The organism is Streptomyces sp. NPDC047886, assembly GCF_043204435.1.
Lineage (GTDB): Bacteria > Actinomycetota > Actinomycetes > Streptomycetales > Streptomycetaceae > Streptomyces.
In genome coordinates, this window is record NZ_JBIDCF010000009.1 from 246,973 (window position 1) to 256,328 (window position 9,356).

Here is a 9,356-nt window from a genome sequence, read left to right on the forward strand (position 1 = left end):
GATGTCACGGATCGGCAGCTTCGGCGCCCGCATGTACCGGGGCGAGACCGCTGTGGACTTCATCGGTCGCCGCAAGGTCTGGTACGCGATCTCGCTGATCATGATCGCGATCTCGCTCGGTGGACTGGGCTTCAAGGGCCTGTCCATGGGCGTCGAGTTCCAGGGCGGTGCCGTCTTCACGACCCCGGCCGACGCCCCGATCTCCATCGAGGAGGCCCGCTCCACCGCGCAGGCCGCCTCCGGCAGCGACGCCCGGGTGCAGAAGCTCGGCAACGGCGCGCTGCGCATCACGGTGACCGGCCTGGACACCGAGACCTCCGGTGAGACCCGCGAAGCCCTCGCCAAGGACCTCGGCATCGCGTCCGACAAGCTCGACGCGGAGCTGGTCGGCCCGAGCTGGGGCGACCAGATGACCAGCAAGGCCCTCACGGGTATGGCGATCTTCCTGGTGCTGGTGAGCGTCTACCTGGCGATCGCCTTCGAGTGGCGTATGGCGGCCGCCGCTCTCGTGGCACTCGTCCACGACCTGCTGATCACGGTCGGCGTGTACGCCATCGTCGGCTTCGAGGTCACCCCCGGCACGGTGGTCGGCCTGCTGACGATCCTCGGCTACTCGCTCTACGACACCGTGGTGGTGTTCGACAAGGTCAACGAGAAGACCAAGACCCTCACCCACCAGTCCCGCTACACCTACGGCGATCTCGCCAACCAGGGGCTCAGCGCCACCCTGGTCCGCTCGGTGAACACCTCGATCGTCGCCCTGCTGCCGGTGGGCGGCCTGCTCTTCATCGGCGCCGGCCTGCTCGGGGGCGGCATGCTGAAGGACATCGCCCTGTCGCTGTTCGTCGGCCTCACCGCGGGTACCTACTCCTCGATCATGCTCGCCACCCCGGTGGTCGTCGAGCTGAAGGGCCGGGAGCCGGACGTCGTGGCGCACGACCGGCGCGTCCTGGCCAAGCGGGCCAAGCGAGCCGAGCGCGGCCTCGGCGAGGACGACCCCGACGACGAGGAGAACGGCACGGCGGGGCCGGACGAGGGTTCCACCCGGGTCTCCGACGACGAGCCGGGCCGCGTCGGCGCCGGACCCGTCGTCGGCCCGCGCGGCAACCACCCGGCGAGCCGCGTCCGCGGCCGCTCCACCGGGCAGCGCTGATGACCGTCGACACCCGGGAGCTCCTGCTCAGCCGTATCCGCGACGTTCCCGACCACCCCACGCCGGGCATCACGTTCAAGGACATCACGCCGCTGCTCGCCGATCCGGTGGCCTTCGCCGCGCTCACCGAGGCCCTCACCGAGCTGTGCGTACGCCAGCAGGCCACGAAGATCGTCGGTCTGGAGGCGCGCGGGTTCATCCTCGCCGCCCCGGTCGCCGTCACCGCGCGACTGGGCTTCGTGCCCATGCGCAAGGCGGGCAAGCTGCCCGGAGCGACGCTGCGCCAGGCGTACGAGCTGGAGTACGGCACCGCCGAGATCGAGGTGCACGCCGAGGACCTGGTACCGGGCGACCGGGTCATGGTCATCGACGACGTCCTCGCCACCGGTGGTACGGCCGAGGCGTCGCTGGAGCTGATCCGGCGGGCCGGGGCCGAGGTCGCCGGGGTCGCCGTGCTCATGGAGCTCGGCTTCCTCGACGGCCGCACCCGGCTGGAGCGCTCCCTCGAGGGCGCCCCGCTGGAGGCCCTCATCCGGATCTGACCGCCGCCGTACGCACGGCATACGCGGTACGCACGGCCTCCCGGCCGGCGCGATGAACGAGCCCCGATGGGCGCTCCGGACCCCTCCGGAGCGCCCATCGGCGCGTCCGGGCCCGGCTGCCCGACCGGCGGCCCGCCCCCACCGGGGACGGGCCGCCCGCCCACGGCCGCCCGGTGCGGGAACTCCGTGAGCACTGTGACGCCCGGGGTCGATACCATGGGATTTCCGGGCCTCACCGGGGGACCCGGACCCGCACGAGGAGCGCTCTTGCCAGACGAGGCCCAGCCACTCTCCGCCGCGAACCCCGACCAGCGGGCCGACAAGGCCGCGGCAGCCTCGGCCACGCCGCCGAACAAGCCCGCCGGGCCCAGGCCCGGCGAGAAGCCGAGCCCCGCCACGCCCCAGCGCGCCGGTGACTCCGCTCCGACCCCGGTTTCGGCACCCAAGCCCGCACCGCCCGCCGTGGCCCGCGCGGGCGCCTCGTCCAACCGCGTCCGCGCCCGCCTCGCCCGGCTGGGCGTGCAGCGCTCGTCGCCGTACAACCCGGTCCTGGAGCCGCTGCTCCGGATAGTCCGCGGCAACGACCCGAAGATCGAGACCTCGACGCTCCGCCAGATCGAACACGCCTACCAGGTCGCCGAGCGCTGGCACCGGGGCCAGAAGCGCAAGAGCGGCGACCCGTACATCACGCACCCGCTCGCCGTCACCACCATCCTCGCCGAGCTCGGCATGGACCCGGCGACCCTCATGGCGGGTCTGCTGCACGACACGGTCGAGGACACCGAGTACGGGCTCGACGCGCTCCGCCGCGACTTCGGCGACCAGGTGGCGCTCCTCGTCGACGGCGTCACCAAGCTCGACAAGGTCAAGTTCGGCGAGGCCGCGCAGGCCGAGACCGTCCGCAAGATGGTCGTCGCCATGGCCAAGGACCCGCGCGTCCTGGTCATCAAGCTCGCCGACCGCCTGCACAACATGCGCACGATGCGCTATCTCAAGCGGGAGAAGCAGGAGAAGAAGGCCCGCGAGACCCTGGAGATCTACGCGCCGCTCGCCCACCGCCTGGGCATGAACACCATCAAGTGGGAGCTGGAGGACCTCGCCTTCGCGATCCTCTACCCCAAGATGTACGACGAGATCGTGCGGCTCGTCGCCGAGCGCGCCCCCAAACGGGACGAGTACCTGGCCATAGTGACCGACGAGGTCCAGGCCGACCTGCGGGCCGCCCGGATCAAGGCCACCGTCACCGGACGCCCCAAGCACTACTACAGCGTCTACCAGAAGATGATCGTCCGCGGCCGGGACTTCGCCGAGATCTACGACCTGGTGGGCATCCGCGTCCTGGTCGACACGGTCCGCGACTGCTACGCCGCGCTCGGCACCGTCCACGCGCGATGGAACCCGGTCCCCGGCCGGTTCAAGGACTACATCGCGATGCCGAAGTTCAACATGTACCAGTCGCTGCACACGACGGTCATCGGACCCAACGGCAAGCCCGTCGAGCTCCAGATCCGCACGTTCGACATGCACCGCCGCGCCGAGTACGGCATCGCCGCGCACTGGAAGTACAAGCAGGACGCTGTCGCCGGCGCCTCCAAGGTGCGCACCGACGTACCGAAGAAGGCCGGCAAGGACGACCACATCAACGACATGGCGTGGCTGCGGCAGCTGCTGGACTGGCAGAAGGAGACCGAGGACCCCAGCGAGTTCCTGGAGTCCCTGCGCTTCGACCTGTCGCGCAACGAGGTCTTCGTCTTCACCCCCAAGGGCGATGTCATAGCGCTGCCCGCGGGCGCCACCCCGGTCGACTTCGCCTACGCCGTCCACACCGAGGTCGGGCACCGCACCATAGGGGCCCGCGTCAACGGGCGCCTCGTGCCCCTCGAATCGACCCTGGACAACGGCGACCTGGTGGAGGTCTTCACCTCCAAGGCGGCCGGCGCGGGCCCGTCCCGCGACTGGCTGGGCTTCGTCAAGTCGCCCCGCGCCCGCAACAAGATCCGCGCCTGGTTCTCCAAGGAGCGCCGCGACGAGGCGATCGAGCAGGGCAAGGACGCCATCGCGCGCGCCATGCGCAAGCAGAACCTGCCGATCCAGCGGATCCTGACCGGCGACTCCCTCGTCACCCTCGCGCACGAGATGCGCTACCCCGACATCTCGTCGCTGTACGCGGCGATCGGCGAGGGCCATGTCGCCGCCCAGGGCGTCGTGCAGAAGCTGGTGCAGGCGCTCGGCGGCGAGGAGGCGGCCTCCGAGGACATCGCCGAGTCGGTGCCGCCGTCGCGCGGCCGCGGCAAGCGCCGTACGAAGGCGGACCCGGGTGTCGTGGTCAAGGGCGTCGAGGACGTGTGGGTCAAGCTCGCCCGGTGCTGCACGCCCGTGCCCGGCGACCCGATCATCGGCTTCGTCACCCGGGGCAGCGGCGTATCGGTTCACCGCGCCGACTGCGTCAACGTGGACTCGCTGTCGCAGCAGCCCGAGCGGATCCTCGACGTCGAGTGGGCGCCGACCCAGTCGTCGGTCTTCCTGGTCGCCATCCAGGTCGAGGCCCTGGACCGGTCCCGGCTCCTGTCGGACGTCACCCGCGTCCTGTCCGACCAGCACGTCAACATCCTGTCGGCGGCCGTGCAGACGTCCCGCGACCGGGTGGCCACGTCCCGCTTCACCTTCGAGATGGGCGACCCGAAGCACCTGGGCCACGTCCTGAAGGCCGTCAGGGGCGTGGAGGGCGTGTACGACGTGTACCGCGTGACCTCGGCGCGCCGCCCGTAACCCCCGGAGGCCGGGGCCGGACGACAGGGCCGTACGACTGCCCCGTCCCGGCCCCGGCTCCGGCCGCCGCCCGTGTACGCCTGCCCGCGCGCGACGCGGCACGTCGGCCCCGTACGACTGCCCGTACGTCGGCCCCGTGCAACTGCTCGTGAGCCGGCCCTGTACGCCGGCCCCGTACGACTGCCCTGTACGCCGGCTCCGCACGAGGCCCCGACACGACGGCGGCCCCGGTACGGAACACCCGTACCGAGGCCGCCGTCGCGCGGAGTGCGTCAGCACCCGCGAAAGAGGGTCAGCCGCCGAACTCCTGAAGACCCTTCAGGGCCTGGTCCAGCAGCGCCTGACGGCCCTCCAGCTCACGCGCGAGCTTGTCCGCCTTGGCGTCGTTGCCCGCCGCGCGAGCCGCGTCGATCTGCTTCCGCAGCTTGTCGACCGCGTCCTGGAGCTGCCCCGTCAGACCCGCCGCACGCGCGCGTGCCTCCGGGTTCGTACGGCGCCACTCCGCCTCCTCGGCCTCCTGGATCGCCCGCTCCACCGCGTGCATCCGGCCCTCGACCTTCGGGCGGGCGTCACGCGGCACATGACCGATCGCCTCCCAGCGCTCGTTGATGGCCCGGAAGGCCGCGCGGGCCGCCTTCAGGTCCTTCACCGGCATCAGCTTCTCGGCCTCTGCGGCGAGCTCCTCCTTCAGCTTGAGGTTCTCGCTCTGCTCCGCGTCACGCTCGGCGAAGACCGCGCTGCGCGCCGCGAAGAAGACGTCCTGGGCGCCGCGGAAACGGTTCCACAGCTCGTCCTCGTGCTCGCGCTGCGCACGGCCCGCGGCCTTCCAGTCCGCCATCAGCTCGCGGTAGCGGGCGGCCGTCGCACCCCAGTCGGTGGAGCCGGAGAGCGCCTCGGCCTCGGCGACCAGCTTCTCCTTCGCCTTGCGGGCCTCCTCGCGCTGCGCGTCGAGCGACGCGAAGTGCGCCTTGCGCCGCTTGGAGAACGCCGACCGGGCGTGCGAGAAGCGGTGCCACAGCTCGTCGTCGGACTTCCGGTCGAGCCGGGGCAGGCCCTTCCAGGTGTCCACCAGCGCCCGCAGCCGCTCCCCGGCGGCCCGCCACTGCTCGCTCTGCGCCAGCTCCTCGGCCTCGACGACCAGCGCCTCCTTGGCGTGCCGGGCCTCGTCGGTCTGCTTGGCCTTCTGGGCCTTGCGCTCCTCGCGCCGGGACTCCACCGTCGCGACCAGCTTGTCGAGCCGCTTGGACAGCGCGTCCAGGTCACCGACGGCGTGGTGCTCGTCGACCTGCGTACGAAGGTGGTCGATGGCGGCCATCGCGTCCTTCGCCGACAGGTCGGTGGTCTTCACCCGCCGTTCGAGGAGGCCGATCTCGACAACCAAGCCCTCGTACTTGCGCTCGAAGTAGGCCAGCGCCTCCTCGGGAGTACCGGCCTGCCACGATCCGACGACCTTCTCGCCGTCGGCTGTACGCACGTACACGGTGCCGGTCTCGTCGACGCGGCCCCACGGGTCGCTGCTCACAGCGCCTCCTCCACATGATGCCGACGAGGGGTTCCCACCCCTGGGCATCGTCCACAGTTTCCCGGCGGGCCTCGCCCGCCCTCCACAGCGCGAAACCAGCCCGCGCTGCACAACGCCAATCTAGGCGACCGGCCGCCCGGCTGTCCGCTCCCAGCGCGACCGAATTCGGCGGGGCCGTCCGGGCCTCCCTGCGAGCGGTCCCGCCGACGCCTCCCGAGGGCCCGCGCCGCCGGTCACGCCTTGCTGACGGTGGCCTTCTGGATGACGACCGCCTTCTTGGGCGCGCCGTCCTTGACGTCGCCCTCGACACCGCTCGCGGCGATCTTCTGGACGGCCTTCAGACCGGCCGCGTCCATCGTGCCGAACGGCGTGTACGACGGCGGCAGCTTCGTGTCCTTGTACACCAGGAAGAACTGGCTGCCGCCGCTGTCCGGCTGGCCCGTGTTGGCCATGGCCACCGTGCCCGCCTTGAAGGTCACGGTGCCGTCGGCGCCGGCCTTGCCGAGGGCGGTCAGGTTCTCGTCCGGGATGTTGTAGCCGGGGCCGCCCGTGCCGTCGCCCTTCGGGTCGCCGCACTGGAGGACGAAGATCCCCTCGGTGGTGAGGCGGTGGCACTTGGTGGTGTCGAAGTACTTCTTGTCGGCGAGGTGCTTGAACGAGTTCACCGTACGAGGGGTCTTCGCGGCGTCCATCGCGATCGTGATGTCGCCCTGGCCGGTCTTGAGGGACATCGTGTACGCGGCCTTCTCGTCGATGGCCATCGACGGCTCCGGCGTCGCGCTCTCGCTCGGCGACGGGCTGCCGGCGGCATCCGACGCCGAGTCGTTCCTGTCCCCGTCCGACAGCCCGACCGAGGCGTACGCGGCCACTCCCGCCGCGATCACCACGGCGAGCGCCGCCGCGATGATCGAGTTGCGGCGCCTGGCCTTCTTGCGCGCCTCCTCACGGCGCTGCCGCTGCCGCTCGAACTTCTCCCTGGCGAGCTGCCGCCGCCGCTGATCGCTGCTGACCACCGGGTCTTCTCCTTGTCGATCGAATGTTCTGTCCGGGCCGGATGTGCCCGTACGGTATACGGGTTGGCTGTGGAATGAGCAGCGCCGGTAGGCTCTGAACTGCTGCATTCTTCCGCCGGACGACTTTTTGAGGACGATCGTGCTTATTGCCGGGTTCCCCGCCGGGGCCTGGGGGACCAACTGTTACCTGGTCGCCCCTGCCGCGGGCGAGGAGTGCGTGATCATCGACCCGGGCCACCAGGCGGCCCGAGGAGTCGAGGAGACGCTCGCGAAGCATCGGCTCAAGCCCGTGGCCGTCGTCCTCACCCACGGCCACATCGACCATGTCGCCTCCGTCGTCCCGGTGTGCGGGGCCCATGACGTTCCGGCCTGGATCCACCCGGCCGACCGCTACATGATGAGCGACCCGGAGAAGGCACTCGGCCGCTCCGTGGGGGCGTCGCTGATGGGCGAGCTGACCGTGGGGGAGCCGGACGACGTCCGCGAGCTCACCGACGGCGCGCGGCTGACGCTGGCAGGTCTGGAGTTCTCCGTCGCGCATGCGCCCGGCCATACCAAGGGGTCGGTGACCTTCAGGATGCCCGAGGCCGCGGACGTGCCGTCCGTGTTCTTCTCGGGCGACCTGCTGTTCGCCGGCTCCATCGGACGCACCGACCTGCCCGGCGGTGACATGGACGAGATGCTCGGATCGCTGGCCCGCGTGTGCCTGCCCCTCGACGACTCGACCGTGGTGCTGTCCGGCCACGGCCCCCAGACGACCATCGGCCGCGAGCGCGCCACCAACCCGTACCTCAGGGACGTGGCCGCCGGCCTCGGGAGCGCGGACGCTCCCCGACGAGGAATGTGACGAGAGAACCCCGTGAGTACCTTCCAGGCCCCCAAGGGCACCTACGACCTGCTCCCGCCGGACAGCGCCACCTACCTCGCCGTGCGCGAGGCCATCGCCGCGCCGCTGCGGAACTCCGGGTACGGCTACATCGAGACGCCCGGCTTCGAGAACGTCGAGCTGTTCGCGCGCGGTGTCGGTGAATCCACCGACATCGTCACCAAGGAGATGTACGCCTTCGAGACCAAGGGCGGCGACCGGCTCGCCCTGCGCCCCGAGGGCACCGCGTCCGTCCTGCGCGCCGCTCTCGAAGCCAACCTGCACAAGGCGGGCAACCTCCCCGTCAAGCTCTGGTACTCGGGCTCGTACTACCGCTACGAGCGCCCGCAGAAGGGCCGCTACCGCCACTTCTCGCAGGTCGGCGCCGAGGCGATCGGCGCGGAGGACCCCGCCCTGGACGCCGAGCTGATCATCCTCGCCGACCAGGCGTACCGCTCGCTCGGCCTGCGGAACTTCCGCATCCTGCTGAACTCGCTCGGCGACAAGGAGTGCCGCCCGGTCTACCGCGCCGCCCTCCAGGACTTCCTGCGCGGCCTGGACCTGGACGAGGACACCCGTCGCCGCGTCGACATCAACCCGCTGCGCGTCCTCGACGACAAGCGCGCCGACGTCCAGAAGCAGCTCGTCGGCGCGCCGCTGCTGCGCGACTACCTGTGCGACGCGTGCAAGGCGTACCACGAGGAGGTGCGCGAGCTGATCACGGCCGCCGGCGTCTCCTTCGAGGACGACCCGAAGCTGGTGCGCGGCCTGGACTACTACACCCGTACGACCTTCGAGTTCGTCCACGACGGCCTGGGCTCGCAGTCGGCGGTGGGCGGCGGCGGCCGCTACGACGGCCTGTCCGAGATGATCGGCGGCCCCGAGCTGCCGTCCGTGGGCTGGGCCCTCGGCGTCGACCGTACGGTGCTGGCGCTGCAGGCCGAGGGCGTCACCCTCGACATCCCCGCCGCGACCAGCGTGTTCGCGGTGCCGATCGGCGAAGAGGCCAGGCGCCGGCTGTTCGGCGTCGTCACCGCACTCCGCAAGGCCGGGGTGGCGACGGACTTCGCGTACGGCGGCAAGGGGCTCAAGGCATCGATGAAGGCGGCCAACCGCAGCGGCGCCCGCTACGCCCTCGTCCTGGGCGAGCGCGATCTCGCCGAGGGTGTGGCCCAGCTCAAGGACATGGAGTCCGGCGACCAGCAGCCGGTCGAGCTGGACGCGATCGTGGCGACGCTCGCGGCGAAGCTCGCCTGACCCACGGGCGGCGGGGCGGGAGCCGGGTTCCCCCGGCTGCCGCCCGCGCGGCACAATGACCACTTCGGCGGCGATCACGTGAGGAACGACCCGTATGACGACGACCCCGGCGGTTGACGACGCGTCCTCGGCCCCCCGGACGACGGGGGCGGGCAGGGCGTTCGCGTGGATGCTCGTGGTCACGGGCGCGGCCGGGCTGCTGGCGGCCTGGGTCATCACGCTCGACAAGTTCAGG

General features: G+C 71.2%; 7 protein-coding genes. 5 read left to right on the top strand and 2 right to left on the bottom strand.

The annotated features are described in order from the left end of the window. The first annotated feature begins 1 nt into the window (after window position 1). The 3 genes from secF (at window position 2) to ACGF5U_RS26700 (ending at window position 4,464) form a co-directional block, all read left to right on the top strand. Window positions 2–1,153 carry a protein translocase subunit SecF gene (gene secF / locus ACGF5U_RS26690; protein ID WP_392718366.1) on the top strand — a complete coding sequence of 384 codons (1,152 nt, stop codon included), beginning with the start codon at window positions 2–4 and terminating at the stop codon, window positions 1,151–1,153. Continuing rightward, window positions 1,153–1,695 (top strand): adenine phosphoribosyltransferase, encoded by a 543-nt coding sequence (locus ACGF5U_RS26695; RefSeq protein WP_392718364.1) that lies wholly within the window; start codon window positions 1,153–1,155, stop codon window positions 1,693–1,695. Before secF ends, ACGF5U_RS26695 begins: the two co-directional genes overlap by 1 nt. 267 nt (window positions 1,696–1,962) lie before the next feature. After that, on the top strand, window positions 1,963–4,464 hold the full coding sequence (locus ACGF5U_RS26700) for a RelA/SpoT family protein (RefSeq protein ID WP_392718362.1): 2,502 nt from the start codon (window positions 1,963–1,965) through the stop codon (window positions 4,462–4,464). A gap of 292 nt (window positions 4,465–4,756) precedes the next feature. Here ACGF5U_RS26700 and ACGF5U_RS26705 read toward each other — a convergent pair whose 3' ends face one another. Together ACGF5U_RS26705 and ACGF5U_RS26710 are read right to left on the bottom strand one after the other, a co-directional pair. After that, a complete protein-coding gene (locus ACGF5U_RS26705; RefSeq protein WP_392718360.1) occupies window positions 4,757–5,986 on the bottom strand; it encodes a DUF349 domain-containing protein in 1,230 nt (409 codons plus the stop codon). Window positions 5,987–6,219: 233 nt separating this feature from the next. Further along, a complete protein-coding gene (locus ACGF5U_RS26710) occupies window positions 6,220–6,999 on the bottom strand; it encodes a peptidylprolyl isomerase (RefSeq protein ID WP_392718358.1) in 780 nt (259 codons plus the stop codon). Between the two features lie 139 nt (window positions 7,000–7,138). On the opposite strand from ACGF5U_RS26710, the gene ACGF5U_RS26715 reads away from it, so the two are divergent. Both ACGF5U_RS26715 and hisS read left to right on the top strand, forming a co-directional pair. Continuing rightward, window positions 7,139–7,846, top strand: a complete 708-nt coding sequence (locus ACGF5U_RS26715; RefSeq protein WP_392718356.1) for an MBL fold metallo-hydrolase — start codon at window positions 7,139–7,141, stop codon at window positions 7,844–7,846. Window positions 7,847–7,858: 12 nt separating this feature from the next. After that, window positions 7,859–9,121, top strand: coding sequence for a histidine--tRNA ligase (hisS, locus tag ACGF5U_RS26720; RefSeq protein ID WP_392718354.1), 1,263 nt, complete (start codon window positions 7,859–7,861; stop codon window positions 9,119–9,121). Window positions 9,122–9,356 lie beyond the last annotated feature (235 nt).